The 25901-nt window shown below is 32.3% G+C and carries 37 protein-coding genes; 35 read left to right on the top strand and 2 right to left on the bottom strand.

The window, feature by feature from the left end; genetic code table 11:
• Positions 1-9: 9 nt before the first annotated feature.
• A complete protein-coding gene (locus MHB78_RS14355; RefSeq protein ID WP_046132668.1) occupies positions 10-1011 on the top strand; it encodes a S8 family peptidase in 1002 nt (333 codons plus the stop codon).
• A 762-nt stretch (positions 1012-1773) separates the two neighbouring features.
• Here MHB78_RS14355 and MHB78_RS14350 read toward each other — a convergent pair.
• A complete protein-coding gene (locus tag MHB78_RS14350) occupies positions 1774-2211 on the bottom strand; it encodes a hypothetical protein (RefSeq protein ID WP_046132667.1) in 438 nt (145 codons plus the stop codon).
• A gap of 238 nt (positions 2212-2449) precedes the next feature.
• Between MHB78_RS14350 and MHB78_RS14345 the strand changes: the two genes are divergently transcribed.
• From MHB78_RS14345 to MHB78_RS14265, 17 genes are all read left to right on the top strand, one after another.
• Positions 2450-2731: a hypothetical protein gene (locus MHB78_RS14345; protein WP_006640599.1), complete on the top strand. Its 282-nt coding sequence runs from the start codon at positions 2450-2452 to the stop codon at positions 2729-2731.
• Between the two features lie 612 nt (positions 2732-3343).
• Positions 3344-3523 carry a hypothetical protein gene (locus tag MHB78_RS14340; RefSeq protein ID WP_006640598.1) on the top strand — a complete coding sequence of 60 codons (180 nt, stop codon included), beginning with the start codon at positions 3344-3346 and terminating at the stop codon, positions 3521-3523.
• 312 nt (positions 3524-3835) lie between these two features.
• A complete protein-coding gene (locus tag MHB78_RS14335) occupies positions 3836-5068 on the top strand; it encodes a hypothetical protein (protein ID WP_065894424.1) in 1233 nt (410 codons plus the stop codon).
• A 311-nt stretch (positions 5069-5379) separates the two neighbouring features.
• Positions 5380-7251: a hypothetical protein gene (locus tag MHB78_RS14330; protein WP_231947452.1), complete on the top strand. Its 1872-nt coding sequence runs from the start codon at positions 5380-5382 to the stop codon at positions 7249-7251.
• A gap of 169 nt (positions 7252-7420) precedes the next feature.
• Positions 7421-7771: a hypothetical protein gene (locus tag MHB78_RS14325; RefSeq protein WP_046132662.1), complete on the top strand. Its 351-nt coding sequence runs from the start codon at positions 7421-7423 to the stop codon at positions 7769-7771.
• A gap of 21 nt (positions 7772-7792) precedes the next feature.
• On the top strand, positions 7793-8047 hold the full coding sequence (locus MHB78_RS14320; RefSeq protein ID WP_046132661.1) for a hypothetical protein: 255 nt from the start codon (positions 7793-7795) through the stop codon (positions 8045-8047).
• Positions 8048-8080: 33 nt separating this feature from the next.
• A complete protein-coding gene (locus MHB78_RS14315; protein WP_046132660.1) occupies positions 8081-8380 on the top strand; it encodes a hypothetical protein in 300 nt (99 codons plus the stop codon).
• A 398-nt stretch (positions 8381-8778) separates the two neighbouring features.
• Complete coding sequence (locus tag MHB78_RS14310) at positions 8779-8979, top strand: hypothetical protein (RefSeq protein WP_046132659.1); 201 nt, start codon at positions 8779-8781, stop codon at positions 8977-8979.
• On the top strand, positions 8976-9131 hold the full coding sequence (locus tag MHB78_RS14305; protein WP_157759329.1) for a hypothetical protein: 156 nt from the start codon (positions 8976-8978) through the stop codon (positions 9129-9131). The genes MHB78_RS14310 and MHB78_RS14305 overlap by 4 nt, the downstream gene beginning before the upstream one ends.
• 263 nt (positions 9132-9394) lie before the next feature.
• A complete protein-coding gene (locus MHB78_RS14300) occupies positions 9395-9622 on the top strand; it encodes a hypothetical protein (RefSeq protein WP_065894426.1) in 228 nt (75 codons plus the stop codon).
• A gap of 299 nt (positions 9623-9921) precedes the next feature.
• The gene (locus MHB78_RS14295; RefSeq protein WP_006640584.1) at positions 9922-10128 is read left to right on the top strand and encodes a helix-turn-helix transcriptional regulator; all 207 of its coding nucleotides are present in this window, start codon (positions 9922-9924) and stop codon (positions 10126-10128) included.
• Between the two features lie 93 nt (positions 10129-10221).
• A complete protein-coding gene (locus MHB78_RS14290; RefSeq protein WP_046132657.1) occupies positions 10222-10539 on the top strand; it encodes a hypothetical protein in 318 nt (105 codons plus the stop codon).
• Between the two features lie 38 nt (positions 10540-10577).
• The gene (locus MHB78_RS14285; RefSeq protein ID WP_046132656.1) at positions 10578-11042 is read left to right on the top strand and encodes a hypothetical protein; all 465 of its coding nucleotides are present in this window, start codon (positions 10578-10580) and stop codon (positions 11040-11042) included.
• A gap of 32 nt (positions 11043-11074) precedes the next feature.
• The gene (locus MHB78_RS14280; protein WP_096891761.1) at positions 11075-11695 is read left to right on the top strand and encodes a hypothetical protein; all 621 of its coding nucleotides are present in this window, start codon (positions 11075-11077) and stop codon (positions 11693-11695) included.
• Between the two features lie 39 nt (positions 11696-11734).
• Entirely contained in the window at positions 11735-11914 is a 180-nt protein-coding gene (locus MHB78_RS14275) for a hypothetical protein (RefSeq protein ID WP_048356248.1), read from the top strand.
• 42 nt (positions 11915-11956) lie between these two features.
• Positions 11957-12211, top strand: a complete 255-nt coding sequence (locus MHB78_RS14270; RefSeq protein WP_048356247.1) for a hypothetical protein — start codon at positions 11957-11959, stop codon at positions 12209-12211.
• 27 nt (positions 12212-12238) lie between these two features.
• Positions 12239-12460, top strand: coding sequence for a hypothetical protein (locus MHB78_RS14265; protein ID WP_006640579.1), 222 nt, complete (start codon positions 12239-12241; stop codon positions 12458-12460).
• 50 nt (positions 12461-12510) lie between these two features.
• Here the strand turns inward: MHB78_RS14265 and MHB78_RS14260 are convergent, their stop codons facing one another.
• Positions 12511-12690, bottom strand: coding sequence for a hypothetical protein (locus MHB78_RS14260; protein ID WP_065894433.1), 180 nt, complete (start codon positions 12688-12690; stop codon positions 12511-12513).
• A 92-nt stretch (positions 12691-12782) separates the two neighbouring features.
• On the opposite strand from MHB78_RS14260, the gene MHB78_RS14255 reads away from it, so the two are divergent.
• The 17 genes from MHB78_RS14255 (at position 12783) to MHB78_RS14175 (ending at position 25868) form a co-directional block, all read left to right on the top strand.
• Positions 12783-13232, top strand: a complete 450-nt coding sequence (locus MHB78_RS14255) for a hypothetical protein (RefSeq protein WP_048406372.1) — start codon at positions 12783-12785, stop codon at positions 13230-13232.
• Between the two features lie 307 nt (positions 13233-13539).
• Complete coding sequence (locus MHB78_RS14250; protein ID WP_065894435.1) at positions 13540-13776, top strand: hypothetical protein; 237 nt, start codon at positions 13540-13542, stop codon at positions 13774-13776.
• 23 nt (positions 13777-13799) lie between these two features.
• A complete protein-coding gene (locus tag MHB78_RS14245; protein ID WP_065894437.1) occupies positions 13800-14084 on the top strand; it encodes a recombinase family protein in 285 nt (94 codons plus the stop codon).
• An 83-nt stretch (positions 14085-14167) separates the two neighbouring features.
• Positions 14168-15019, top strand: coding sequence for a DUF4238 domain-containing protein (locus MHB78_RS14240; RefSeq protein WP_065894439.1), 852 nt, complete (start codon positions 14168-14170; stop codon positions 15017-15019).
• Positions 15020-15075: 56 nt separating this feature from the next.
• Positions 15076-16671, top strand: coding sequence for a hypothetical protein (locus MHB78_RS14235; protein WP_335498398.1), 1596 nt, complete (start codon positions 15076-15078; stop codon positions 16669-16671).
• 14 nt (positions 16672-16685) lie between these two features.
• Positions 16686-16913: a hypothetical protein gene (locus tag MHB78_RS14230; RefSeq protein ID WP_006640571.1), complete on the top strand. Its 228-nt coding sequence runs from the start codon at positions 16686-16688 to the stop codon at positions 16911-16913.
• Positions 16914-17048: 135 nt separating this feature from the next.
• Positions 17049-18215, top strand: a complete 1167-nt coding sequence (locus tag MHB78_RS14225; protein ID WP_083217252.1) for an AimR family lysis-lysogeny pheromone receptor — start codon at positions 17049-17051, stop codon at positions 18213-18215.
• 402 nt (positions 18216-18617) lie between these two features.
• On the top strand, positions 18618-18827 hold the full coding sequence (locus MHB78_RS14220; RefSeq protein ID WP_065894445.1) for a hypothetical protein: 210 nt from the start codon (positions 18618-18620) through the stop codon (positions 18825-18827).
• Positions 18824-19126, top strand: coding sequence for a hypothetical protein (locus MHB78_RS14215; protein WP_065894446.1), 303 nt, complete (start codon positions 18824-18826; stop codon positions 19124-19126). Before MHB78_RS14220 ends, MHB78_RS14215 begins: the two co-directional genes overlap by 4 nt.
• A gap of 63 nt (positions 19127-19189) precedes the next feature.
• On the top strand, positions 19190-20290 hold the full coding sequence (locus tag MHB78_RS14210; protein WP_065894448.1) for a site-specific integrase: 1101 nt from the start codon (positions 19190-19192) through the stop codon (positions 20288-20290).
• A 57-nt stretch (positions 20291-20347) separates the two neighbouring features.
• The gene (locus MHB78_RS14205) at positions 20348-21724 is read left to right on the top strand and encodes a DNA sulfur modification protein DndB (protein WP_065894450.1); all 1377 of its coding nucleotides are present in this window, start codon (positions 20348-20350) and stop codon (positions 21722-21724) included.
• A gap of 17 nt (positions 21725-21741) precedes the next feature.
• Positions 21742-22746, top strand: a complete 1005-nt coding sequence (locus MHB78_RS14200) for a site-specific integrase (RefSeq protein ID WP_335498392.1) — start codon at positions 21742-21744, stop codon at positions 22744-22746.
• A 387-nt stretch (positions 22747-23133) separates the two neighbouring features.
• Positions 23134-23406 carry a YopT family protein gene (locus MHB78_RS14195; protein WP_048356239.1) on the top strand — a complete coding sequence of 91 codons (273 nt, stop codon included), beginning with the start codon at positions 23134-23136 and terminating at the stop codon, positions 23404-23406.
• Between the two features lie 788 nt (positions 23407-24194).
• Positions 24195-24932, top strand: coding sequence for a hypothetical protein (locus MHB78_RS14190; RefSeq protein WP_046132647.1), 738 nt, complete (start codon positions 24195-24197; stop codon positions 24930-24932).
• Entirely contained in the window at positions 24929-25276 is a 348-nt protein-coding gene (locus MHB78_RS14185; RefSeq protein WP_065894454.1) for a hypothetical protein, read from the top strand. The genes MHB78_RS14190 and MHB78_RS14185 overlap by 4 nt, the downstream gene beginning before the upstream one ends.
• A gap of 27 nt (positions 25277-25303) precedes the next feature.
• The gene (locus MHB78_RS14180) at positions 25304-25552 is read left to right on the top strand and encodes a hypothetical protein (RefSeq protein ID WP_065894458.1); all 249 of its coding nucleotides are present in this window, start codon (positions 25304-25306) and stop codon (positions 25550-25552) included.
• A 28-nt stretch (positions 25553-25580) separates the two neighbouring features.
• Positions 25581-25868, top strand: coding sequence for a hypothetical protein (locus MHB78_RS14175; RefSeq protein ID WP_065894459.1), 288 nt, complete (start codon positions 25581-25583; stop codon positions 25866-25868).
• Positions 25869-25901 lie beyond the last annotated feature (33 nt).

Raw genomic sequence — 25901 nt, 5'->3', positions numbered from 1 at the left:
GAGAAATAGATGAAAAAAGAATTAATTTTATCATTGATTTTAACTGTTATTTTTTTGGTTTGCCCGTTTCGCGAGACATATGGATTATCTAACGAAGTGTATTTAAAAAATCAATATAAAGAAGTGATAGGAAATAGAGAAAAATATAATGTTAACGGAGATGGAATATCAATTGCCTTGCTTGACTCAGGCTTTAGTAAAAAAAAGAACAAAGAAATAACTATGAAAGGTGGAATATCATTTAAAGAAACGAATAATTATGAGGATTTAAACGGGCATGGGACACATTTAGCAGGAGTTATTAATTCAATTGCCCCGAAGGCAGATATATATGCGGTAAAGGTTTTAGACAAGAGACTTTCAGGAAGTTATGATGATTTGATTAAAGGTATTGAATGGGCAATTGACAATAATATCGATATCATTTCTATGAGTTTGGGAGGTGAGAAGGAATCTGAAAGCTTACATAAAGCTATAAAAGAAGCACATGATAAAGGAATCATAGTAATATCATCTGTAGGGAATAATGGTTTTTCTATAAATGATACAGTTACATACCCAGCTAAATATGATGAAGTTATAGGTGTTGGGGCTCTAGGGAAAAATAAGAAAAGATGGTTTAGAACTAGTCGAGGAAATGGCATTGATATTTTGGCGCCAGGAGAAGATATATTAAGTAACTCTCTAGATGGGAAATACATAAAAAGAAGTGGTACTTCAATAGCCGCAGCATATGTGGCAGGCGTCGTTGCTCTTATTATGGAACAGAATGAAAGTCTATCAAATGATGAGATTAAAAACATACTCTCAAAAACAGCTATACCTATAGGAAGCAAATTAGAATATGGCAATGGGGTGTTAAGTATTAGTAAAGCTTTAGATCAGTCTAATAAAATAAAACTGCTTAAAAATATTGAAACTGGAGGGATGTTATTTTTATTGACAACTTTAGTTATTGTTTTTTTCTTTATTCGAAAAAAACGCAGAAAAGTTTTATTAGAGAGAAAATAACACTGAAGGAATGTGCGATTTTTTAAAACAGAACTTGTCAATAATCTGAATTTTATTTAGGTGATCAGCAATGATCATCTCTTTTTTTGTTTATTATGGTCAAAGATGCCATCGTGATGAGATAAGAAAATTTGAGGAAAGGCAACGGTGACAATAGTTTTCTAAGTTTTTTTAGGAGATATGAGGGAAGTTAATCGTAAAACATTTGGGGGAGAAGGGATTGGGAATGATTTGACATAGGATTTAGAGTGTTTTAGGGGGAGGGGATACGATGAAATGTGTTGATATTAATGAATTTTACGATAGCAATTACGATTGAATTTTGGCTGAAATCGAAAAAATGATCCTGGTGTGGAAATGGAAGTGCTAGGGGCGAATATAACCCTATTTGACGCAATTTGGATGTTAATATACCCCCTCTATAACCTAATATATGGAATCCATTTACGGTTATAAGGACTGTTATAACTGGATTTATTGAACCGTTATTCAGGAATTAACTGAGATCACATATTAATGAAAAGTCAATAGTTTGTGTGAATATTTTTCAAAAAAATTTTATTAATGTTCACAATAACCCTGAAACATTTCTTTTTTATTTATAATCGTGAGAATAACAGCAAGCCGCGAGCCGAAGACTTATTTTCTTTTTAACACATTTGTACTATATTAATTAATCCTCTCATCATTACACCAACACACATGTATCATAATCCTCTCATCAAAAAAGAGACCAGCCACAAGACTGATCCCCTTTGTTATTTATTCTATAGTTAACCATTTCGACCTAGCTTCATATAAATTCTCTCCGTTTGATGATTTTTTCAAGCCTACATATACAATAGCATCTGTTTTTTCTTCCGGATGTATGATAGTTATAGATTTCAAAGGAGTAACGGAAGTAAACGAACCTGTTGGCAGATTTTCACCCATTCCTATTGACCAATCTCCTTTCCAAGACAAAAACATTTCATAATAAATAGTCCCGCATTTACCGTTCTGTTCGGCTTTCACATCAACTGTCTTAGCTCTAGATGAGTAGTTCAATGCATCAGTATACACGCGAACTTGACATCCTTGTTTAAATCCATTAAAGCTTTGCCAATCTGACCAAGCCGCAGAAGCATTCTGAGGTGAGAACCCTAATAAGATCGCCATACTCACACCGAACAACACACATAGTTTTAATACTTTTTTCATCTCTTAACTCTCCTCCTTTTTGATGGAACTTTACATAAATAATTCCATCTGATGAAATCATAGCCTAGCAACTCTCTTAATTCAATGTGTCAATAGATTGGTATTTTATGTATGTTGAGAATCCAAACATAAACAAATTAAAAATAATTACATGATATATATTGACTATCTTTAATAGTCGTGATACAATTTAAATATAGTTAATCGATACATATATAACCGAAAGGGGAAATGAAAAATGGCAAAAGCGATCAAATTTATGGGTCAAAATGAAAAATTCGAGAAATGTTTAAATGAAGCGTGGGGGCTGCATTTAGATGAATTCGCGCCCGAACTTGATAACCTTGAAAGCAAAACGATTTCTAGTGTAATGTTTAAGGTTTTATCTGAGCGCGACCTTGCGATTGAGGGACATACGAATGTGCCTTCAAAACACATCAACAAAGTAGATAAATTCCTTTCCAAGTGGAAAAATCACATTGAAAACGATGATGAGAAAGCAATGTATAGGATCTTTTAAAAAAGGGATATGGCCCTTTAAATTTTTCTCTTTTATTTCATACTCATTGAATATATAATATGTTTAGAGGAAGGAGGATAATTTTGAATCATTCGCGAAAAATCTCGCAAGCGTTCGTTAAGACTTATCCAATCCGGTAAATGGTTTAAAGAGTTTGCCCATGCTGAATATAATAACGATCTAAACGTTATGACTCTTTTGCGTTTCTGTTGGGGCTTAGATGATTCAACTAAACAATGGGCAAAGTATAGGCTGTCAGTTGCAAAAGGTGAATGCCAGGAAATCAAAGCAACACGAAGACTGAAAGGTCTAGTAAAGGAACGAAACAAGAAAGGGATTCATAAAATGACAAAAACAAATTAAAAATAGAAATAAAACACGACTCAGTTTTATAACTGGGTCTTTTTTATTTCTATTCTAACCACCTTTACAGCCTCATACAGACGTTACAATCAAATCCTAACCCAAATACACTCATCAACTTTAATCCTTGTTATATCGAACGTAAACACTCTTTATCTATCATCCTAAAAATTATAAACAAATTAAAAATAATGATTGACTATTTAAAGGAGTCGTGATAAAATTAATATATAGAAAGGAGGGGAAAATGTGCTTGATAAGGTAGGTGTTGTATTGGCTACCGTCCTTTCTTTATCAACGTTAACACTTAATATCTTAACGATCATTGAGAAGCTGACAGCGATAAGAAAGGAACGCCAAAAACAGCAAAAGAAAAGGCGTATACATAAGCGAATCCGGGCAAGGCATCGCAGACGTACACGCCAATAATACAGCAAGGCTAGGGGAGACTTCTCCCTTAGCTACACCTACAGTATAACACAATCAAGCACATGATAAAACATGAAGCGTAATCCATTATGGCTAACACATTTATTGTTTATTGTTTGCTTTGTTCTATTCTTGTTCAATAAACAATACTTCAGCAGCACAACACAGATCATTATTTATACGGTGTTTATTGTTACGCTTGTCCTTATTGTGGTTTCATGGTTTGTTTACTTTGGAATCAAGCGTAATCAAAAAAGATGAGTGAAGGTAATCGCTCATCAATACATAACATAAATTAAAAGGAGATAGTGAATGACAAAAGTTAAAGTAATTGATTCAATAATGGGAAGCGGCAAAACAACGTATGTAATTAATATGATGAATAATTCTTCAGAAGATGAACACTTTATTTTTATTACGCCTTATCTTGATGAGGTGGCAAGAATAAAGAAATCATGTACGAATAGAAAATTTTATGAACCTAAAGTTCACAGCGAGGAAGGGGAAACAGTATATAAACTTGATTCACTTCACAAATATTTAGCAGAAAACAGAGATATTGTAACAACACACGCATTATTTAGCATGGCTAATGAAACAACAAAAGAACTTATTTATTCTGGTAACTATACACTAATCCTAGATGAAGCTATGGAGGTTGTAAAAAAATTAAACATATCAAAAGATGATTTAGATATGCTGTTTAAAAACAAATGGATTATAAATAATAACGGTCAAATTGTTTGGAATGCAGAACATGAAGAAAAGTTAAACAGGGAATACAAAGGAGAATTTCAAAACCTTAAACAATTAGCATTGAGCAGAAATTTAATTTTACATAACGACAGCGTTCTTTTTTGGCAATTTCCAGCCGATATCTTTAAACAGTTTAAACAGGTATATAATTTAACTTATTTGTTTGATGCCCAAATACAAAAATATTATTATGATCTGAATAATATTCAATACAGTCTATACACAGTAATTAACGATGGGAATGAATATAAACTAATTAACTATAATAAAGACAATGATAAGAAAATAAAAGCGGATCTAAAAGACAAAATAAAGATATATGAAGGGCAATTAAACAAAATAGGTGATGACAAATATGCATTATCTAAAAACTGGTTTGAAAGACGTTCAGCACTACATAAAAGACTTAAAAATAATATCTTAAATTATTATCAAAATATTATTAAATCAAAATCAAAAGATAATCTTTGGACAACATTCAAAACACATAAAAGCAAATTGAGCGGGAAGGGATACACAAAAGGCTTTTTACCTTGCAATACAAAGGCAACAAATGAATATAGCCACAAAAAGACATTAGTCTATTCAATAAACAGATTTGTCAATCCAGCTATTGACGATTATTTCAGATCAAAAGGAATATTAATTAACCAAGATATCTATGCGTTATCTGAGATGATTCAATGGATTTGGAGATCAGCTATACGAAACGGAGGAACAATAAATATATATGTTCCATCTGCAAGAATGAGGGGATTGTTAAAAAACTGGCTTGAAAACAAAATTTAAAAGAAGGATATGAAAAAAAAAGCAATAAACCATTTTTAAAAAGCTTGATACACAAGGGGTTTTTAGGCTTGTCTCGTAAAACAAAGGATGTATATAAATTAAAAGAATAAACAAATGAAAACCTTGGGATGCTGACAAACATTTAAAACAGCTTCGCTGCCTTAAATGTTTTGGTCTGCACCATCCCAAACCCTTCACAGACTAATACATAAATAAATTAAAAATAATACATAAATAATTATTGACTATCTAAAATAGTCATGATAATATAATGGTAGGTCGAATGAACAAATTAAAAGGAGATATTTATAATGGCATTATCTTATTATGATAAAAGAACGGCAAAAGTTGAAATCATGTGTGAACTTAAAAAAAGGGGTTGGAATGTATTCGGATATAAACCGGACAACAGTGATCCAATGACTGACTATTTTGATCCTGCATCATGGGATGGTATTGCAGAAAAAGACGGCTACATAATTCTGATTGATATTTATAAACACGATCTAAGTATGTCAGGCAAAAAGGTAACAAAAAAAGGTTACACTATTGATCATGCTAAAATTGCAAAACTTCAAGCAACAATTAACGATAGTGCAGCAAGTGAAAATGAAAAAGAAACGTCCAGAAAAATCATTGAAAAAATGAGACAGAAAGAAGAAATGGAAACTGTTGTTGTCTCTCAATATCCAGTCTTTAAACATGCCAACCCAAGCCGAACAAATTGGCATATCGAAAAAGATGGGGAAATCATTGCTAAAGGTAACCGCGCTTTTTCTTTCTTTGATTGGAATAATAAAGAAGAATCACAAGCTAAACTTGTGAAATTCATCGACGGTTTAGAAAACAAAATCAATGAACAATCAAAACTAATTCCAGTCAAAAAACAAGTTATCAAAAAAGTTGTCAAACCTGTATCAATTGATCTGACTATTGAAGAAGCTCAAGAGGGACAGACATACCTTGTAATTGATAAGCCTTTGACATATGGTGTACAACAAGGATATGTTTATAAATTAACTAGAAAACAAATGTTTAACGGTAAATTGTCTGTATCTTTCGTAAGAATGAATAAAAAATTAAATAAAGAGCTTACGGGTTCAAGCAATCCAGCAAACACTATGTACTTTTCCGAATCTAATTTCAAAAGACTTTTTGAAAAAGGGTGCTTTCACTTTGCAGAGTTGAAAGAGGTGGAAGAGGTCACGGAAAAGACTGTATATGTAAAGGCAAAAAGAGACACAGCCCAAAAAGAAAACCTTTTAACAGGTGAATCAGTCGAAACAACAAACAAAGCGGCAAATGAAAACGTGCAAGAAACAACAGAACAAGAAACAGTTACATATACACTTAACGAAGAGAAAAACGGTGTTGAAATCCGTTTCAGCTCTAAACCATCCGAAGAGATACGGGAGCAGATGAAAGCGGTCGGGTTCCGGTGGTCACGTTATTCTAAGTGTTGGTATGCTAAACAGTCAGACAGTACAATTTCACTTGCTAAAAAACTAAGCTCGAATGATCTTGAAAGCCAAGAAAACGCCTTTGAATATCCTGAAATAGATATTGATGATGTTGAAACATATGTCATTGATCAAACAATACAAGATCGCGAACATGATGCACATTGGATTTTTAGAACAACTAAAAGAGATCACACAAAGGAAATACAAAACCTGTTTAATTCTTGGAATGATGAAGTTAAAAAGCTAATTAAAACAACTGATAATCAAAGCATTATATACCATCTTAAAAAGGACTTGCAGCGGTTCAAAAAGCGTTATTATGATCTGTACGTGAAGTATTTAACTTTAAGGGGAAATAACCCTTCCTGGGCGGTAACTGGACGTGCTGGGCGTAATATGAATAGATATAACAAGCTAGTAGACAGAGAAAACTCCGTAATGCTTGAGTTTACGGGAATTCCGGAGGAATTTAAAAGAAAACTATCCGAAGCAAAGGACAGAATTAGACATACAAAGAAAGAAAAAATCAAAAAACTGGTTTCGAAGATTAATAATGTTATTGAGTTTAAAGCAGAAAATAAAGAATTTACTTTTATGAATAATCTAGAAAAAAAGCGGGTTTACACTCATGGGGATTGGTTTATCTGCAAGACATGTGGGGCTTTTAGGATTTTTTATAAAGGAAATGAAGTCCATACAATGCTAACAACAGAATGCTAAGAAATACGCGACCTATTTAATAAATCAATCCAATACAAAAATATCATAAACAAATTAAAAATAAGTATTGACTATTTAAAATAGCCGTAGTATAATAAAATCATAAGAGAAAGCGTTATTAAAAAACACTATAAACAAATTAAAAGAAAAAAACAAAGAGGGGAAGAAAATGAGAAATAAAAAGTTAATGAAAAAAGTAATTGATTTAGATACGCAAGTTTTACGAACAAGAGAGCAGAGTTTGAGGGTAATGATACAAATCGCAATAATTAGACAAGCGTTTGGAGTTAAAAACGATGAAACTAACCAGCCCGTTAGAGATTATGAACGAGATGTCATTCTATCCGATGATGAAATAAGAAAGCAATTCAATGAGGAATTAAATTGGCTAAACTTAGCTAAAGAAAGAAGTGATTTAGGGGACGTAAAAGAGTTTGAAAATAGAGTGCACTATTTTATTGACGGTGTAAGATTTTTTAATGCTAGCTTAGCAGATGAATTTGAAACATATGTTAATTGAAAAAGAATGGAGCGGTTAAACATGAGACATTTAGATTTAAAAACCATTGAGGAAATTTTAAGAGGTAAGATTTCAACAAATCCAAAACGGTTCGAATGTGCAAACGGAATTGTATTTTCATTGAACAATAGAAGTGGTAATGCCTTAGATTATTTGTCATCTAGAGGTATTGAAATCCATGAACTGGTTAAGGGCATTTATTACACTGAAACAGTTATGACCGTTATAGAGTTTGAAGGACTTGATTGCATTTCACATGTGATTCAGATTGCATAAAACAACAATTTTAAACTGAATGGAGAGAGCAAAATGAAAACAAATAAATGTACACTGGATTATCTCAAATTAAAAGAAGAGTTAGAACAAGAAAATATGATTATCGAAGCTGTAAGAAGTAGAAGAAATAGAAATCAGAAATTGACATATATCTTTCTAAAATCAATGTACATAAAATATTTTGTATTTGTTGATGGGGAAGGTTACTATTCAGAGGGAGAGGAAACTTGCGTAAACGTTTATTGTGGCAACGGTGATACTAAATACGGAGCGTGGTTTAGGAACTTTAGAGAGTTGGCGGCCGAGCTCAAGAAAATAAATAAACTTGGTTGAAATAAAACAGCAGTTTTATATGAAATGGGTTAAAAAGCCGACGGACTGGAAATAGTGAAATATTTAATAATCGATAAGGGAGAGGATTTATATGGAAAGTAAAATAATCAATAACCTGGTGATACTTGAGGCAGAAAAGGAGCGAGCTGCCCTACGATTAAAAGACCAAATAAGAACTATTCGAAATGCTTTAGATAACATGGAATCAAAAATGAATAACAACTAAGATTTGTATGATTCTGATGGTTTACAGGGCAATGGGGTATATATTGATGTTTATTTGAGTAAAGTGGTTGCATACGAAAGAGAGATCGAACGGTTTAAAGCGCTTTTGAGCAATGATGCGAAAATCTAAATAAAACATGAGTTTTAAACAAATAAAAAGGGGTTCAGTAAAATTGCTTGATCATATACATGATTGTTTTGTAAGTGTTTATGGAAGAGTTCCAAATAAAATGGAATTAAAAATTATTGCTAAGACTTTGCCCGCAGAAATTAAATTCCTTGCTGAACAATGGGGATGGAATGATACAGAAGTAGGGGACAAGGTTTTCTGTTGGATAGAGCAAATGAAAGCAGAAAGGGAGAGCCAAATATGAAGACAGAAAAAGAATATGCTGAAATGACTTATAGGATATGTCCAAAGTGTAAAAAGAAAATGCTGAAAGAGTTAGGAAAGGAATATCCTAAAACTGTGAAGTGTCCTAACGGTTGTATAACAACAAAAGAACTTGCTGTCTTTTATGCATAAACAAATCGAACTTAAAGGAGCGGCTTAAAATGAACTTACATAACACCCTATTCCACGAAACGACAGAACAAATCATACTTACTTACCCCATAATCCTGTGACATGACCAAAGAATGGGGGACGCAGGAGCAAGTGCTTGATGAACTTACTGAGGGATATATTGAATATAAAGAGGGATTCGGCGGTAGTATTAACGATTATCTTGAATGGTATGCAGAGTTGCCTTGCTACCATTAAAAACAAATTAAAAGGGGATATGAATAGTGAACAGGAAAGAACTTAGAGATTATATGATTAACATTAGTAACAACGGAATAGGAGACACGGCTAGAAAAGCAGCCCAAAGTGTTTTTAAGAAGGCTGATAAAACAAACGAGGATAATTTGATCATTACAAGCGCAATAGCTAAGAAGGCGTTTATTGATGCTTTTGATCTTGAATATGAACGCCTTTTTCTAATGGCTGAACTAGAAGAAAATATATTTGAATAAAAACACCATTTTAAAAAGAGTTTAAAGCAACCAAAAAGGGATACCCTTTATAAAGCGTATAACAGCTCTTATCCTTTTTTGCGGGCAAAATTTTGATACACAAATGGATTTTTTAAGATACTACATAGCTCACTAAAAAAATTAAAACAGTATAACAGCAGCGGTAAAAAGTTGCGGGCAATTTTTGCGGAAACGATATAACAGCCAACTTGAAAAATCGCGGGCATTTTCTTAAATAGGAAAATTTTGATTGACATTTTTAAATAGTCAAAGTAAAGTTGTATAAGAGGTGAGAAAAAATGATTAGATCAAATTTGAAGGCTATTGCAGATGAGGCAGGTATTTCAATTTCTCGATTAAGTGCCGAAATAAATCATGGGAAAGAAACCGTTAGAAAAATGTACAACGATGACATGGAACGATACCCACGGGAATTGCTTGATAAGCTTTGTAAGCATTTCAACTGTGAACCAGGAGATTTAATAAAATTCGAAAAAGATGAATAAATTTCTATTTTATTATTGACTATTTTAAATAGCCGTAATATAATTGAGTTATGAGGTTAAACGAATTAAAAATAATTTAATGGGGGATGAAATATGGTGAAATCAAGAGAAGATGTATTGAATTTATTGAAACGTAAAGGATTTGCTTTAAAGACATATGAAGATCAAGGACTTACATTTTATACAGTTACATATAGTGATCCTGGGATTGTAAAAGGGTTCATTGACAAGTTTTATGAACCGTTAGAAGAGGAAGAGGACTTCGATTGTACAGGTATTGAATTCGTTGTTGAGATTCGAGATGATTTTGAAACTCCTCAATGGTGCTTTGCTAATGGTTTAGAAAAATATCATATTTTTGATAGCGTAGATGAATTTGTTAAGTTCGTTGAAGAGCTGCCGAATATCTGAATGAAATCATACTTTTATGACAAAAAGGGGGGATATCCTTGGATCAGCTTATAAATCCAACGAAACATTCATTTTATTTTAGATTAAGTGAAAGAGACTGTTATAAAGTTCGTACAGGTAGATGTTCTTTGGATCTTAGTGATGAGGAATTTAAATCTTTAGAAGGAAAAGAATACGAATATGCACTTCGGTGTAGAAGATTGGCAGCACACTATATAAAACCTGATATGCATAAAAAACACTCTGGGATATTTGCAAGCATAAATGCTTGTGGGCATATTTCCTTTAGTGATGGCCAGCATAGAATGTGTATTTGTAAAAGATCAGGAGTAACTAAACTACTAGTATACCTTTCAGATAACGGCGATTATGTATGCCATATCTGTCAAGACAAAAACAAAAAGCTTACAGCGTTTGAAAAATTAAAACAACTTTTATTCAATAAATCTCCGAGAAAACTTGCAAGAGAAAATGATTTTATTGATGATGAATTTTTTGATTAAAACCAGTCTTTTATATAAATAAGGGGGAAACAATGAAATTAAGCTTGCTTGCTAATGGGATAGACTCTTTAAAAGCTTCATATAATTCTCTTGAGGATATTGACTATCTTGTTGAAGGGGGAGAGCATAGAGTTAAAGATGCTATCCTTTCTTTGAATCATGCAAATGAAATCCTTTTTAAATTACTTCTTAAACAAAAAGCAGAGTGTTTAGTTTTTGTTGATATTAAAGCCTATATGAATGCTAAAGAGGAAATGCGTTCTAGAGATAAGAGTAATGTGTTTGAGGTTAAGCCAGGTTTGCAGACAATAGGTATTTCTGAAGCAATCAAAAGGTTAGAATTGTTGTGTGATATAGAGGTCTGTTCTTACTTAAAGAGAAGCCTTGATTATTTAAAGCAAAAAAGAAATCAAATAATGCATTATGAAATTAACCTAAATGAAGGTGAATTCAAGGCATTGATAACTAAATTGAAAAATTGCTATGAAAATTCAGTCCGTTTTTTTTCTCAGTATATAGAAGGTCTAAGTGACAAAGTAGAAGATGCGAGATTTGAATTATATGAACAAGATCTAATTGATGATCCTGATGTTGAAGCTATGGTTGACGAAGCATACTATGATTATTTAGCCGGGTTGTCTGAACAACAATAAACCAAATAAAATTACGATTTTAATGGAAAAGGTGAAATCATGTTAAAAATCATTTTAAAAAATGGACGAGAGCTGTTGAATGATCCTGAACTAGGCTTGAATTTAGAATCAAAAGAAGAAATCGAAGAAAACTTAAGTGTAACTGGACGCTATGATTTGTGCACCAGTGATGAAGGATTTATTTGCTTATCTGTTGATGAGATTAAGGATATCATTTGAAATAATGATTGCGATAAAATGCAATTTTAAAGGGTGTTAACTATGAGAGTTAATCGAAATCCGTTAAGGGAAATAATAGGAACAATACAGGTTGAATTTTCACCTGACAGTATTTCAATACCCATGGAAGTTTATGAATGTGGACATTATGCTCCTCCAAAACAAGACATAATTGGCGAATACAATGCGGTAAGGAGAAGATGCGCGAAATGTGGAAGGGGGAAGCCTCCTCAACTTACAAATTTAGAAATAGAACAAATTAAGAACGGTAAACGATTGTTGAAAATAGAAGAGTAGACCGTGAAAATCGAGGTGAGAAAATAGATGATTAAGGCTTATACAGTCGGACATAGAATCCCTGAAGAGATCAAGGCATGTATTTCTGAATGGAATTACTGGAATTGGATTGTTACTGCAAATACACCGAAGAAAAATAAGGATGCTAAAGAGATTATAAACAAAATTGAGCCTGATGTTGATAAAGTTGCAGTATTTAAGAATGGGGATATTGACGTTTATGTTAGCTACATGTTTCCCGTTAAGTAACTTTAAATAAAAGAAGCATTTTAACATAACAGGCAGCGGAAGAAGAGAGGTTAAATACTCTTCTTCATCCCGCAGCGGCGACATTCACGCAAGAATATGCCGTCCTTAACTGAGCTTTTAAACAAGGTATTGTCACAATTATCACATCGGCCATGATGAGCATCTGGATACTCTTTGTAGTCGTAGACAATTGAAGTATCATATCCCTTTGTTTCAAACTCTTTCTCCATGAAAATCACCTTCATAAATAAAGTCAACTTTATAAGAATAACAAATTTCGAAATCCAAATACAGATCAATATCAAAGAAATGAGGAGACAAAATGAAACTGCCCAAAGTCAAAATTGATATCGAATGGAATGAGCTTAACAGTGATAAAAGAATTAAAGACATCGAAGGTTTGATGGAAGTAAACAAATTAAACAACAATGATTTCAGCTACTTTTTTGAATTGCATGAAGATGAAAATGCTGTAGTGTTTGTGAATGTTTCAGGGTATGACCTTGAGGAAGAAGATATTGAAAGTGGCATCGGAAGAGTTTTTCAAACTGAAACAGCAATTATTATCAAAAAAGCGGACAATGTAAAGCTAATCAATGAACTACGCTTTCGCGGCGACTATAATGGAGATATGCTTAATAAATTGAACAATTTATTAAAAGATAAACCTGTTTGGACAATAAATGATTTTGAAAAAGCTGGTGTAAAATTAAATGTTCACGGCTGTGATCCTTTTGGATATTCTTGGTACGATTACATCGATGAAGAATAAAGCATTACCGTTTAAATCCTAATTAAAAGTATAAACAAAACATAAATCAGACATAACAGCAGCCGACAATGATTACGGCCAATTTAATCGAATTAAACAAATTAAAAATAATTACATGAGGTGATTGAGATTGACTATTGAAAATTGGAAAGACAATTTGATCTTTATTGGTGTTTTAAGTCTAGGACTAACAGTGTTTGTATTATCTCTTGCATATTTTGGTCATTAATCCTTTCCTATGTTGTATAATGTTAATAAGGAGAATACATAAGATTGTGTTTGTATTATTGGTTAGAAGGGGAGTCAAATGGTTAAAAATCTGAAAGCTGAATTGGAAAGGTTTAATGTTACATTGAAAGATCAAGACAACAGCGTCTTGTGTGAAATGGAACTGAATATTAGAAATCGGGAGGAGACTATGACGAAAATTAGAGAACTCACTGAGTTGTATATGAAATCTATTGAGGGTGTTACTGCAATTACAGAAACAGTTCATGGCTTAAACTCTGGGCTAGAAATAGAAGAAACAGTGACAAAAATTTAAAAAATGATGAGGAGGAACAAATTATGATTTATGGATATGTCCGAAAGAGTTCAGAGATACAGAAACCTATGCTGCTTAAAAATATTGAAGAACTTAATCAAGCAGGCGCAGAAAAAGTTTATTGCGAAATTGCTTCTGAAAGCAGCGAGGAAAAGCAAGCCCTCAATGAACTTATAGCCGGCTTAAAAAGTGGTGATGAGGTTTATTTACTGGGTTTCAATCATCTCTCTAGAAATGAAAGTGAAGTGAAATCAATTTTGGAAGAGATTAAAGCAAGGGGCGCGGAAACTAAAGTATTGACTAAATAAAGACTGATGAAGATGATATGGTCGAGGATTTCTAAATAAAAACATCGTTTTAATTGAATTATGAATTAGAGAAAGGACAGCATATGCAAAAGAATCCTGTAAGGCAACATACAATTCCAAAAACATATTTAAAACATTTCTCTAAAGATCAAAAGACTATTTATCTATATGATAAAGAAAAATATGAGATTAGAGAGCAAAGTATAGCTAGCGTTTCCATTGTTAAAGACATATATACAGTTATTAATAAGGAAAATGAACAAAAGCTATATGATTTAGAACACCTATTGGCTGATGAAATTGAACCAGTTTACAACCCTACTTTATCATTTGTTGAAGAAAATAAGTATGTTGTTGATAAGAGACAGCTCGCATATTTTATTACTGCTCAATATTTAAGAAGCCCACGAGCCAAGAAACAAATATTAAAAGAAATCCAAAATGCTATAATTACTGGGGAATCAGGAGAAATATTTAACGAAAGAGATTTAAGAATATTTAAATCTGAAATTATTCAAGACAATGGAAAGAAAATAAATTTTAAGGAATTTGTTAAAAAAAGAGAAGAAGGCTTCTCAATAGATACGGAAATTGATGATAGTTGTTATGGGCAATATTTTGTCAACACTATAATTGGAATGTCAGAATCAATAGCAAAACAGAATTGGGCATTTATCAAACCTCCGATGAAGAGGAATTTTTTAACTAGCGATAACCCATATATTTCAGTAAAAGACTTTGAGGATTCTATTGGCTGGTTGAAAGGTGATATCTTTATTTTAAGCAAGAGCCTTGCTCTTGTCATTGGAGACCTTGAGGGATGGTATGATCTGGATTTAAAAGATGTTAAAATGATAAATGTTCATACAGTTAAGAACTCGGATCGTTTTGTATTTTCACATTCAAAGGATCTGTTAAACCGATTTATTAAATAATTAAATGAATTAGGACATTCCCATCTTTAAAATACAACTTCTTTTTGGGTGATTGGATGAAGAAATCATTATTAAAAAATGTTAAAACTTTAGCTACATTTAGTGATTGTTTTGAAGTTAAAGCAACAACTGAAGAGACAATATCAAGCTTAGTGAAAAGAGTGCCATTCTTTGATACATGTATCTTTTTGTCTAAAATGTCAACGGACGAAATGGATGAAGAAGTTTTCAAAACAGTACTCGTACAAACCCTTCTAAATAAAAGGATAAGGTTTAAAGAAGATGCGATAATTCCCAATAAATTGTTTTCCCAGCAAACAATATTACAATTTTGGAAGTATCTAATTACATATGGAAATCCAGATAATGACAACAAACTGAACGGTGAGGAATTTGCTTTTTTGATAGGGTATATATCATTAATGATTAATGATACTCTTTGGTTAGAGAAAATTTCAGAATTAAAATCACAGGTGTTTAGTAATGGGATATTTAGTAGTGGTTACGATTTTGATGACTTTGCTGCTGCTATAGCGAGAACGGATTATGTGTATACAACTATTGCACAAGAAAAAAGCTTTTTTAATAAAAACGATTACATGGATATTAACAAAGATTTTTTTAATAAATATGGATATAGTATTAAGGACTATATAGCAGTATGGTTTGGGCTAATCACAGGTTTTATAAACCCTAATGGAAACGCAGACCATTGGTCTATGAAGCGTGATTTTTTTCAAAAAACAAATCTTTACTCTACAGCAAAAACCATATTAATGGAAGAAGGACAAAAAATTGATCATTATATTAACTTTTGTAAAACTAGTTTAAAAAAGCCAATAGATTTTTCTGGTTTTATCTCTAAACCACTGTTATTTATAAATGATGAATATTTTTTACCGATAAGTCTTTATTTAATAAAAAAAGAATTTTTCAAACTCTTATTCTATAAGGTAAAAGATGTTTATCCAAGAGAAAACAATAAGTTTTTATCTTTTTTCGGACTACCTTTTGAGGTTTATGCGCAAAATTTACTTAAAGAATCTTTAAGTAAAAAATTAAAATACAAATTCACTAAGGATTTCAAATATGGAAAAAATAATAAGTCCCCAGATATAATGATTCGCCTTGGAAATAGGTTAATTGTAATTGAAGTGAAAAGTTTTAGACTATCTTTTAGTACAGTTTTCGAGCCTGATACTAAACCTGTTGAGGATGAAATAGAAAAATTTGTAGTAAAACCTTTGCGGCAGGCATGCAAAAGGGTAAAAGAAATGATCGACCTTAATGTTGAATTTTTAAATAATGTGGAAAAAGTGGATTTTATTATAGTAGGTAATGGGGTCATACCTATCATGCAGGAGCATAAAGATATTATAAGTAGAGACATTAAAGAGGATTTTAATAACCTCCCTGTAAATGTTACCTCTTATAACTACTTAAGTATTGAGGAATTTGAATATTTTTGTAGTCTGATGGAAAAAAACAAACCTGTTTTTAAAGTGTTAGAGAGATATTTAACGAATGGCGAATTGTTTGAGAATTTTTTGAACTTTTTAAAACACAATTCTTATAGAGTAAAAAGACCAAAAAAATTAAACGAATTATATAAATTAACCATGGAAGAAATAAGAGACAATTTCTTTAATTAATTTGGAGGTGTTCTATGAGAGACGGTGAGCGAATTAACAGAATAGCAGGGTTGATTACTCAAATCTGGGAGCGACAGCACGACAAAAGCTTTCTGCAGCTTATTGAGACATTGAAAAGTGAGTATAACAGTCAGCAAACTATATTAAAGAAAGAAACGGATCTCAATGACCTTAATAATGATGAAGAGTTCGAAAAGTTTCTTAGAGAGCACTTAAATATCTTAATGAAAAAAGAAAATTGAAGATATTATATAACCTGTAATGCGCAGGGGAGAGTGATCTTCTGTGCATTTAAAAATTATAAACAAATTAAAAATAATAATCGACCGAAAGTGGGCGCCATGATATTATGAATGTATATTAAAAGGGGAAACGTGGTGAAAGAATTGGAGTTGAAAAGGTTATTAAAGAACAAATGCGAAGAAGAGCGAGGACTCGAAAAAGAACTCGCTAGTGTAGCTGGATATTCTAATTCATCTGGGTTTCATCAGTTTATTTTTAACGATAAAAAAGAAATGGATAACATCCAAGGCTTAATAGATGTTGTTCAAAGGGTCTCCCCTGATAATGAATTTGAATTAATGAGTGAATACATATTGACTTTAGATCCCAATAAGTCTGCTGCAAGACAAGGATTAGAATATTTAAGTGTAAATCAGCTAAACGATGCTTTAGATACTCATATCGAGAACTTAAGAGCTGCTAAAAATGCAATCAGTAAGGAATGGAGAAAGGTATACTCTCTCCAAAGAGAACTCGACTGCGGAAAGATAAGCATCGAAGAGTGCATAAGGATTCTGGGAGAAATTAATCCTAAATCACCTGAAATGAAGGTTTATTCAAGGTTAATTCCTATGTATTCCATTCTTGCTTCAAGGCAGTTTACCAGGCTTAAAGATATGAGTGAGAACGTCGTCTTAGACGTTATCAGGAACGAGAATTATGTTTATTATTCATTTAAAAGTAGATATATGCTGTTGTTAGCTAACTGTTTTTTTGGAACTAATGAACTTGAAAAAGCACGGGAGTATGCCAAATATGGAATGGAAAACTCAAATGTAAAAAGAATTAATTTTTTCTCGTTTCTTACCTATGGGAGTTCTTTAATGATGACTGATTATGAGAAATCTAAAAGTTGTTTTTTAAAAGGATTAGAACTTGTAAAAGGGGATGCATTTTATGAGCGATTTGCTATTAGGAACCTTTGTTTTTTAGAGAATTTATGGAATAAAGAAAACAAATATTTAAATGTAGACTCTAAGGAAATCATAGATAGACAAGAGGTTATTCATTATCTTATCAGAAAAGGGGATATTGGACAGGCCAAAAAAATGCTTTCTAAATTAGAGGTTTTAGAGCAAGACGCTAATGAAATGGGATTGCATTATTATTACAAAGGACTTGTTGAACATTCTAAAGATTATTTCTTAAAATCAGTTAAGTATTTTAAAATGAGCGGTGATAAATTCTCTTGTAGACTGCCTTTAATGGAGTTGGAGAAATTGGGAGTAGACAAAGAAATTTTAGAGATAATGGTAATGTAATTCGATATCCTTGAAAGGAGGTGATAGTATGAAGAAATTATTGATCGGAATCTTTGTTTCAGCTACTCTTCTGGCAGTAGGATACGTTGCTTCCCAAGTTAACAACAGCGGCTATTCTATTGCAGGGTTTACGGTTGGAGCATAAAGTTAAATAAAAGCACTTTATACATAACTGGACGTTTGACACTTTAGTCAAGCGTCTTTTCCATTTTCTTAGAATTTTTATTAAAATTCAAGTTCTCCATTTCAGTAAAATCATAAGTCATGCAGCACATTCAAAAAATCCAAAAAGAATGTGCTATTTGCCGTGGAAAAATAATCTAAAAGGGTTTACAAAGCTTCTTATATCAATTAAAATGATAATATATTAATAAATAGTTTAGTTAGAGAGGGGTTCAGATTATGATTCCATGCGGCCAACAAAGCAATAACACAATTGAGTACTTCAAACAAGCATATGAAAATAAATTAAGAAAGTATGGAGAAAAATGGATTTTTGATGTTGATCATGAAAAAGAGCAGCTAGATAAAGAAAAGAGAAAAAATATTAGAAAAGAACTCACAAAAGGTTATTTGGCGCTACTGAGTGCACAAATAGGGGAAAATAGATGAGAAATATAAAAAACAAATTAAAAGCAGATAATGATTATGGAGAGATTATAAAAACATTTCAAGACGAAAGGCTACATATTAGACATCAATTATTACGATCCAACAGCTCAATGGAGTTGTTTAGAGCGAAATTAAGAATAGATGAATTTTTTAAACAAATAAACGAATCGATTAAAATAATTAGAATAACTTGTAGTGATCTATTTGAAAAGAAAGAAAAGAATAAAGAAGTTCTAAAATTTTTATTAGACATAAAAGAAGACGCATTGAACGAATTTGGAGTTTTCCTATCTAAATAAAAACAAATTAAAAATATAAATCGAATACATAATATAGCTTATAAAAAGGGGGATTTACGGATAATGGGTGCTCAAGTTAAATCTATCCGGGAATACTCGGTCTTTAATGATATTTTAACTTATTTAAGAGAGAAAGACACCGAAAGCTTGGCCGGAAACGTTAAAGGATTTGACAGAAAACAAAAGAAAAAATCCAAGTACGGACTTCAATCAAACACAGCAATAAATTATTTAGGTGACATAAAGCAGTTCTTTAGATTTTATTGTAAAACTGAAATTGAATTTTTAAAAGAGGAGCATCTGTCTTTTAAAAGGTCAGATGTTTTGGCATTTAAACACCATCTTGCACAGAAGGGATTAGCTAACACAACAATTAATCGAAAGATCGCAGCATTGAAATCGCTTCACTCGGAGCTCAAGAGACTGTATCCTGAATTTGTTGACGATGATGCTTTCTATAAAATTAAAAGAAGTCCTGAAATAAAGAGAACTAGGGCAAACACTTCCCAAATTCAAGCAGAGATGATCTGTGAAAATATGTTCATATATGAAAAGCAAAAACCACTTTTGAAAAAATTGTTCGGAGGTTTTTTGCTTAGATCATCTTTCAGAATATCGGCTGCCCTGGACGTTAGATGGTGTGATTTTGAGGTTTCTTCTGAAAACCCGGATTGGTTTATTGTTACGGTCATTGACAAGGGAGCGAAATTGCGTACTACAGGTATACACAGAGTGTTTTATGAACAGTTACTTGCATTAAAGAGTGAAGAAACAAAAGACACTGACAGAGTGTTTGAAGGACTTTCAGAAGACGCTTTTAGAGAATCACTAAAGCGTGCATTGAAAAGACTTGGAATACCTGAAGAAAAAGGTATAGTACCTCATTCATTTAGAGGAGTGGGAATAACTGAAGTATTTGAGGCGACAGGGAAAGATTATAGAGCTGCAATGAAGCAAGCAGACCACAGCAGATTCGACACAACACTACGTTATTTAAATGATAATAAAGACATTTCACAGACTGCAGGTATTATAATGGATGAAGAATTAGATGTATCCATTTTGAAAGACATTACAAAAGAAGAATTCTTACGTTTTTTTGAGCAGTGTGATAAACAAACGTTAAGAAAGGCATTACATTTTTTCGCGGTTAAACCATTATAATCTTGATTAAAAAAAGGCGATCTGCTACATTTAATTTAGATTAAATGAGGTGATGTAATGAATTCTCCAATCATTTTTGATGCGGAAGCAGATAAAAAATTAATGGATGGGTTACTTGATGTTAAATTAAAAATACAACACGATAATAAATTAATGATTTCTTTTAGAAATTTGATGGCTAAAGATAAATTTCAGCCTGGGAAAACGCAGGAGCTTTTTAAACAATTGAGTAACCCAAATGCTGTTTTTACAACAATTGAAAAATATTTTCTTGCAAAAAATTTGTATACTTTAACAAGAGATGAAACAATTTCACCTGAAAATTATTTTCCCCCTAACCGTATTAAAGAGATGGAATTAAATTGGGAGGGTTATGAGAGTGAAGAGGTTTCATTTCCCTATACATTTACAGATGTAACAAAGGTTTCAGAAGATAATTTTATTTTTCTTGTTAAAGCAAGTGAACTGCATAAACTATATGAATCACAGCTATTGCGCTATAATCCAAAAGCTCAGAGAACAGATAAAACACTTTATATCGAAGAGATTGAAGATGAAATACCAGTTCCTGATCTCGTTGATGCTTCCGTTGAAGCAATTGCAAAATTAGTGGAACAAAATGATTTAAATAAATCGGTATTGACTTTCAATGCCTTATTAGGCAGCTCAGAAGAGGGAATTGAACTGTTATTCGATCCGGAAGAAAGAAAATTAACTGTCACTAAAGGAACGCAATTGGATGTGATTGATGGATGGCACAGATTGAACGGTATAAATAGAGCATTCAGAAGGAATCCAAGCGTTAACGATTTTTATTTGAAAGTTGATTTGTATAACTATACAATGAAAAAAGCGAGAAAACATTTTGGACAACAAAACACCATCAATCCTGTGGCAAAATCTAAAGTTGCAGAAATGAGTGAGAATGATTATCTGTCAACTATTATTAATTTTATTAGAGATAACAGTGATATAGGTGAGTACATTAAAGTAAATAGTGATGAAATTTTTAGAAATGAAAAATTCGTCATTACATTCCAAAGGTTTATTACAGGTTTAAAAATGGTTCTCAATTCTTTAAATTACAAAGTGGATAATCTAGCTGAGGCAAGAAAGTTGGGCATGTATCTTACGGAAGTGTTCAATACTGTTTTTAGTTCATACATCGATGATTTTACAAATCATTCATTTGGTAAAGAGAGAAGAAGTCTAATCACCGCGTCTCCTATTATAATAGGCATTTTAGCATTAGGAGTAAAAATGAAACAGAAATCAAAATCTGCCGAGGAAATCGATAAGGCACTTTTGAATGTGGATTTTTCCATGGATAACGACCTATGGAAAAGTCTAAAAGTATTAAATAATAAAAAGCATGTTCAGTTTAGGTATGGCTTAAAACATGTGATTGATTACTTTTCCAAGTTAGATGTCTAAGTTTAGAGGTGCTTATAATGAAATTATATAATGAGGATATAAAGAATAAATTTTTAGAAATAGTCAATGAGAAAGAGGTGCCTCAAATCCTTTCTATATTTAGAAGAGGAGCAGAGGTTGAAAAATTTTTAAAGAAAGATCTTTATGATTTTAACTCTAATGAAATCCTTGATTATTTGACACTCTTGAATAGATCTACAACTTCATCTTTATTGAGCTGCTGGTCACACATTACAAAGTATATTGATTGGGCGATTTATCAAAAAATAACTAAAGGCACTACAAACTTGTCTAGAGATTTGACAATTGAAGATGTTAAAAATTGTATTGACGAAGGAAAAAAACTTTATATTACTGCTAATGAATTTGAAGGGATTATTGACACTTTAGTTAATCATAGGGATAGAGCTATGTTTATGCTGCTGTTTGATGGAGTTCAGGGACATAGATGTAGTGAAATACGTAATTTAAAAAAACCCGATGTTCTAAAAGCAAAAGAAAACGGAAACATCCTAACTGTGCATGATGATAAATATGGATCAAGGGAGATCAAGGTCAGCGATGAATGTATAAATGAATGCCTTCTTGCAGCAGATGAAAACAAATATCATAACAAGAATGGAGCTTCAGAATCATCAAGAGGGAGTATGTTTACCTTAGCGGATAATGAATATGTTATTCGGAATAAAAAAACAAGCACCCAAAAAGACTTAGAGAGATCTTCTTTTAATGTTGTTGTTTATACCATGAGGACTGTACTGGCCCCAGAAGTTAACGATTATCCTTTCTTAAATCCGACAAGGATAAATAGATCGGGTGTTTTGTATGAAGGCTATAAAATATATAAGGAAAAGGGTAAATTAGAGAAAAAGGATTATGAGCAGATCATCAACAAAAGAAGTGAACGGTATGATGACTTATCTAAAAAAATTTATAGCATCAAACAGTATGTAAATGAAGAAGAGATTAAAAAGTATTACGCTAAAGAACTTGGAATTAAAGACGGCATTAAAATGCGTTAATGAAATGAGCGCCCAGAGTAGGGGTGCTTTTTTATTTTACTAAAAATCAGATTTGAAAATTCAATAAAATTTTGAGTAAATTTATCGGAGAAATCCATTCAAATGAGTCTATTCGACATAATGAGACAAAAATAGCTATTCTCTTAAGAATTGACATATAGTAACATAGTCATACGGAACGAAGAGATGTTGGTGAGTCTAATGAGTCATAAGTCCTTTTTATTTAGGATATACTTTCAGAATATTATAAATAAGGTCTTTTAGCCTAGTGATTTGAGGATATAAAAATACCTCTAGAAATGTTTAGCAAAAAGAGGTATAATAAACTCACGAACAAAACAGAACAAGTGTTCTGTTCCAGAAATTCATTATATAGGGGAAATGATAATGGCACAACAAAAATATCTAAACAATTGCTTACTACAGATTGACACTTTCATTGAGAATTCAGCAGACTCTGTGAAATCTTCAAAAAACAAAGCTGAATTTTTACTTGAGAAATTGCAAGAGGCTTACAAAATTGTTTTTATAAATATAGACGGGGAAGCTGAAGAGTTTGATATCTGTAACCTTGAGTATGAAGTTGAAGACACAGAAGAATGGGAAGACGGCTATATAGAGGATACAGATGCAGCATTGAATCAAATGATTAAAATTTAAAAGGACAACTGAAATGGATATATCAATTGATATTGCCTTAGATAACATTGAAATCAAATTGAAGAGCAAAAGTCTTTCGTCTAATAAGTTTTCGGCCGTGATAGTCCTTCATGACAAAACCGAGAGCAATTTGAAATTAACGATTACCACTGAAGATATAGTGAAGTTAAGAAATGAAATCAACGAGTTCATCTTCAAAATCAGATGACAGTCAATGTCAATAGGGATGGATGAAAGTAAATAAATTTAATGACTTTTCAAATCCCTATTGACTAAACATTTTCTGTATAATACAATGTAAACAAATTAAAAGTATAAAAAAGGTGGTGTTAAAGATAGAGATTGTTTTTCAAAAGATGAAGAAGATACTTGATTCACACAGTAGAGCACTACATGATATGAAACAAGGGGATTTCAGACGGGCAATCGGGGACTTGCATTTTGTTATCGAAAACGCCCAGGAAGCAACATACATACTGAATGAACTCATTGAGGAGAGGGAAGAGAATGATTGCAGCATACCCGACGAAAATTTTTATGAAAGATTACAATAAAATTAGCTTATTAAAAAGAATTAGAGAAAAAGAGGCAGTAGGATGGGAGTGCGCTCAACGTATTTCAAAAAGATGTGTAGAAACAGTACTACATAACTGCAATAAACGTACATATTCAAGTCGATTCGAATATTTTGTGGTAATGAAGAAGTCAAACACTAATTAAAAGTGTAATTGAAACATTGTTTTAAATAAAAGATGCATTTTAAACGAATTAAAAAGGGAGTATGATTCATGGAGGTTTTGCAACCAAGTCAATATTTCGAAATGGTTAAGTCGAAACAAAACAAAGTTACAGATGAAGTTCTTCAGCAATATTACGATAATTGTTTGGTGTTATTAAACAAATATAACAGAACTAACCAAGTTAAGGCAGCAAAAAAACTGATTTTTCATCTTGAAACAATTGAAAAAGAACGTGAAATTGTGAAGCTGGGAATCGATACTTTTATTTATAGAGATGATATCGAGGAATTCATAGACAATATTGCAAAAAACACTGTAAAGATCATTGAGCTTGAGAACTATGAACGAGAGATCCCTGATGACGTGATTCATAAATATGAAAAAGTAAGCGATAAATTCGACCGATTTTACGTTGTGTTTACTGACTATACAGGGAGGATCGAAAAACAGGTGGAGAAAGAAAGGCGGGATAAAGATCCAATTCTTTTTGGAACATTTCAAGATGAATCTAGTGGTACTTTAATTGAACGGTTTTATTACATAGGTGATTGGGAAGACGAGTATTGCGATTTAACTTTGGACAAAATGATTTCTGAAGTCAAGAGATCTAAGAACAAGGATATTTCAATAACAATCAGTACTCCTCAAGACATAAAGCAATTAAAAAATCAACTAAATAATATGGATGACAGCGTTGACGGGTTCAGAATAAATCGAGAACGTAAGCTACATAAACTACATAAACGTTCAAGTTGGTTAAAAAAGCTTTTTGGGAATAAGCAATGAAAAGAAACGTAGATCTTACGGACAACAGGGATTTTCAGAAAATTAAACAAAGCCCCTTGAACTTGTCAGTTTATAGAGTGCTGAAAAAATCAGTTTTTCCTTGGAGTACGGAAGCACGTGTAAAGAGCGGGGATTTATATCAATCAGAAATAATATTAACTGGGAATGCCATGCAAAGGAAGCAAAAGAGAGAATCTAATGCATTTGATTTGAGTTGCCAATGCTGCGGTAGAAAAGACTCTTTTTATCAGACAATTACAAAGTCGACTCTTTGCAAGGTGTGTGATGAATTGTTAGAAAATGATTCTTCCAATAAGTTTCCGTGGTCGGGATTTGAAAAATAATGTGAGACAGGTGATTATGTGTTCTACTTGGGGATTGCTTTATTCGCTTGGTTAGCAATTGGATTCCTAGCAGGAGTCAAAATGGTTTTTGTCGATCAAATCCTTGAAAGAGATCTGGTAAGGGAAGCTCAAAAAGAACTAGATCAGATGGATGCAGATGTGGCTGAGTTTTTCCTGGGAAACAAAAAGGCTTTTATCGCGGCCATGACTTTGTTGGGGGTTGTAGTGGTTGTTGTCCTGCTCAAAGAAAACATAAAGTCGTGGATGAAGAATTAGTTTCAAAATAATTAAAAGGGTGATTAGGATGTTTATTAAAAAACAAACCAAAAAGATGGTTATAGAAGTGTTTCATAATTCCTTGGATGAGATGTGGGAAACAATCAAGCGACTGGAACAAGAGGGGTGGTCTGGGAACACAAGAGTGAGCGTTGTAGGGATGCCTCTCTTTGAACTTAAATTGCGTAACGATGAGGAGGTAAAGAGGTTTAAAGAATTATATCAGACAACAAAAGTGCAAGAGCCTGAAGGAGACTCGCTCTTTGATGACTGTACATATGTTCTCTATACAATTCATGAACGGGAAATTAAATAAAATTGAAGTTTTAAAGGAAAGAGGAGGGGGATT

This window comes from Bacillus sp. FSL K6-0138, from assembly GCF_037982765.1.
Lineage (GTDB): Bacteria > Bacillota > Bacilli > Bacillales > Bacillaceae > Bacillus > Bacillus glycinifermentans.
This window is presented reverse-complemented; position numbering and strand designations above follow the sequence as displayed.

Coding starts and splice junctions, on each gene's coding strand:
- MHB78_RS14175 (WP_065894459.1), top strand. CDS start 25,581: ATGTTTATTAAAAAACAAACCAAAAAGATGGTTATAGAAGTGTTTCAT.
- MHB78_RS14355 (WP_046132668.1), top strand. CDS start 10: ATGAAAAAAGAATTAATTTTATCATTGATTTTAACTGTTATTTTTTTG.
- MHB78_RS14315 (WP_046132660.1), top strand. CDS start 8,081: ATGAAAACAAATAAATGTACACTGGATTATCTCAAATTAAAAGAAGAG.
- MHB78_RS14305 (WP_157759329.1), top strand. CDS start 8,976: ATGAAGACAGAAAAAGAATATGCTGAAATGACTTATAGGATATGTCCA.
- MHB78_RS14235 (WP_335498398.1), top strand. CDS start 15,076: ATGAAGAAATCATTATTAAAAAATGTTAAAACTTTAGCTACATTTAGT.
- MHB78_RS14335 (WP_065894424.1), top strand. CDS start 3,836: ATGACAAAAGTTAAAGTAATTGATTCAATAATGGGAAGCGGCAAAACA.
- MHB78_RS14215 (WP_065894446.1), top strand. CDS start 18,824: ATGAGAAATATAAAAAACAAATTAAAAGCAGATAATGATTATGGAGAG.
- MHB78_RS14325 (WP_046132662.1), top strand. CDS start 7,421: ATGAGAAATAAAAAGTTAATGAAAAAAGTAATTGATTTAGATACGCAA.
- MHB78_RS14265 (WP_006640579.1), top strand. CDS start 12,239: ATGATTAAGGCTTATACAGTCGGACATAGAATCCCTGAAGAGATCAAG.
- MHB78_RS14295 (WP_006640584.1), top strand. CDS start 9,922: ATGATTAGATCAAATTTGAAGGCTATTGCAGATGAGGCAGGTATTTCA.
- MHB78_RS14220 (WP_065894445.1), top strand. CDS start 18,618: ATGATTCCATGCGGCCAACAAAGCAATAACACAATTGAGTACTTCAAA.
- MHB78_RS14280 (WP_096891761.1), top strand. CDS start 11,075: ATGAAATTAAGCTTGCTTGCTAATGGGATAGACTCTTTAAAAGCTTCA.
- MHB78_RS14205 (WP_065894450.1), top strand. CDS start 20,348: ATGAATTCTCCAATCATTTTTGATGCGGAAGCAGATAAAAAATTAATG.
- MHB78_RS14195 (WP_048356239.1), top strand. CDS start 23,134: ATGGCACAACAAAAATATCTAAACAATTGCTTACTACAGATTGACACT.
- MHB78_RS14190 (WP_046132647.1), top strand. CDS start 24,195: ATGGAGGTTTTGCAACCAAGTCAATATTTCGAAATGGTTAAGTCGAAA.
- MHB78_RS14245 (WP_065894437.1), top strand. CDS start 13,800: ATGATTTATGGATATGTCCGAAAGAGTTCAGAGATACAGAAACCTATG.
- MHB78_RS14345 (WP_006640599.1), top strand. CDS start 2,450: ATGGCAAAAGCGATCAAATTTATGGGTCAAAATGAAAAATTCGAGAAA.
- MHB78_RS14350 (WP_046132667.1), bottom strand. CDS start 2,211: ATGAAAAAAGTATTAAAACTATGTGTGTTGTTCGGTGTGAGTATGGCG.
- MHB78_RS14250 (WP_065894435.1), top strand. CDS start 13,540: ATGGTTAAAAATCTGAAAGCTGAATTGGAAAGGTTTAATGTTACATTG.
- MHB78_RS14230 (WP_006640571.1), top strand. CDS start 16,686: ATGAGAGACGGTGAGCGAATTAACAGAATAGCAGGGTTGATTACTCAA.
- MHB78_RS14200 (WP_335498392.1), top strand. CDS start 21,742: ATGAAATTATATAATGAGGATATAAAGAATAAATTTTTAGAAATAGTC.
- MHB78_RS14260 (WP_065894433.1), bottom strand. CDS start 12,690: ATGGAGAAAGAGTTTGAAACAAAGGGATATGATACTTCAATTGTCTAC.
- MHB78_RS14240 (WP_065894439.1), top strand. CDS start 14,168: ATGCAAAAGAATCCTGTAAGGCAACATACAATTCCAAAAACATATTTA.
- MHB78_RS14185 (WP_065894454.1), top strand. CDS start 24,929: ATGAAAAGAAACGTAGATCTTACGGACAACAGGGATTTTCAGAAAATT.
- MHB78_RS14270 (WP_048356247.1), top strand. CDS start 11,957: ATGAGAGTTAATCGAAATCCGTTAAGGGAAATAATAGGAACAATACAG.
- MHB78_RS14330 (WP_231947452.1), top strand. CDS start 5,380: ATGGCATTATCTTATTATGATAAAAGAACGGCAAAAGTTGAAATCATG.
- MHB78_RS14255 (WP_048406372.1), top strand. CDS start 12,783: ATGAAACTGCCCAAAGTCAAAATTGATATCGAATGGAATGAGCTTAAC.
- MHB78_RS14275 (WP_048356248.1), top strand. CDS start 11,735: ATGTTAAAAATCATTTTAAAAAATGGACGAGAGCTGTTGAATGATCCT.
- MHB78_RS14290 (WP_046132657.1), top strand. CDS start 10,222: ATGGTGAAATCAAGAGAAGATGTATTGAATTTATTGAAACGTAAAGGA.
- MHB78_RS14320 (WP_046132661.1), top strand. CDS start 7,793: ATGAGACATTTAGATTTAAAAACCATTGAGGAAATTTTAAGAGGTAAG.
- MHB78_RS14210 (WP_065894448.1), top strand. CDS start 19,190: ATGGGTGCTCAAGTTAAATCTATCCGGGAATACTCGGTCTTTAATGAT.